General features: G+C 67.4%; 1 protein-coding gene. It reads left to right on the top strand.

Annotated features, from left to right (window positions below; translation table 11 throughout):
• Positions 1–255: 255 nt before the first annotated feature.
• Entirely contained in the window at positions 256–1,491 is a 1,236-nt protein-coding gene (locus AB0B57_RS36785; RefSeq protein ID WP_357081091.1) for an IS110 family transposase, read from the top strand.
• The last annotated feature ends 27 nt before the right edge of the window (positions 1,492–1,518 follow it).

The raw sequence follows: 1,518 nt of genomic DNA, 5'->3' as shown, positions 1-1,518 counted from the left end.
CCTAATGAGTTCTGGGAGTTGGCTGGTGGGTGCGGCAGACTCCTGGTGGGTAGCCGCTGGCGGATGAGCACTCGCGCAGCCTGGACGTGGTGAGTCCTGAGCAAAGATCGTGTCGCTGCCGGTTGGTGAGGAGAGTTGATCGCTGATGGGATGTCGTGCCCGTTTGGTGGCGTGAGCACTGCTTCATTAGGTCGCTGATGGTTCTCCTGCTGGCTACTGGTTGTGTCTCGTTTCGTGGAGTGGGCGGGAGATGTGGTGCTGTTCGTGGGAGATGACTGGGCCGAGGACCACCATGACGTCGAGTTGATGGACGGTGCCGGGCGCCGGCTGGGCAGGGCCCGTCTGCCTGAGGGTGTCGAGGGTGTCGCCCAGCTGCACGCGATGATCGGCGCGTGGTGCGGTGACGGTGGCGTCGTTGGTGTCGACGAAGCCGGGCAGGTGAAGATCGGTATTGAGACCGATCGGGGTCCGTGGGTGCAGGCGTTGATCGCGGCCGGGTACACGGTGTTCGCGGTGAACCCGTTGCAGGCGGCCCGGTATCGGGAGCGCCTGGCGGTGTCCGGGGCCAAGAGCGACGCGGCTGATGCGCACATGCTGGCGGACATGGTGCGCACGGACTCGCACCAGCTGCGGCCGGTCGCCGGTGACAGTGCCGAGGCTGAGGCGGTCAAGGTGGTCGCTCGGATGCATAAGACGTTGATCTGGGAACGCACCCGGGCCGGGCAGCGGTTGCGGCACGCGTTACGGGAGTACTTCCCGGCCGCGGTGGCCGCGTTTGAGGACCTCGACGCCGGCGACACCCTGGAACTCCTCGCCAGGGCACCCGATCCGGCGAGCGCCGCCCGGTTGAGCCTGGCGCAGATCAGCGCGGCCCTCAAACGCGCCCGCCGCCGTGACATCCCGGCCAAGGCGGCGGCGATTCAAGCGGTGCTGCGCGCCGAGCACCTCGGTCAGCCAGCGGTGGTGACCGCCGCCTACGCCGCCTCGGTGCGCGCCCTGGTCGCGGTGCTGGTCACTCTCAACGAGCAGGTCACCACCATGCAAGGGCAGGTGCAGGCCCATTTTGGTCGGCACCCGGACGCTGAGATCATCCTGTCCCAACCCGGACTCGGTGTTGTCCTCGGCGCCCGGGTACTCGCCGAGTTCGGCGACGACCACGACCGCTACACCTCAGCCAAGGCCCGCAAGAACTACGCCGCGACCAGCCCGATCACCCGCGCGTCCGGCAAGAAACGCACCGTCACGGCCCGCTTCGTCCACAACGACCGGCTCATCGACGCCCTCATGACCCAAGCGTTCACGTCGCTGCGCGCGTCCCCCGGAGCCCGCGCCTACTACGACCAGCAACGCGCCCGCGGCGTCAGCTACCGCGCCGCGCTACGACAACTCGCCAACCGACTCGTCGGCATCCTCCACGGATGCCTCAAGACCGGCACCACCTACAACGAGACCACCGCCTGGACACATCACCCCAACACCGCCACTGCTTGACACCTAAGCACCTGGGATGTCTTTGCT

Origin of the sequence: Micromonospora sp. NPDC049101 (assembly GCF_040648675.1) — a bacterium.
Lineage (GTDB): Bacteria > Actinomycetota > Actinomycetes > Mycobacteriales > Micromonosporaceae > Micromonospora.
This window is presented reverse-complemented; position numbering and strand designations above follow the sequence as displayed.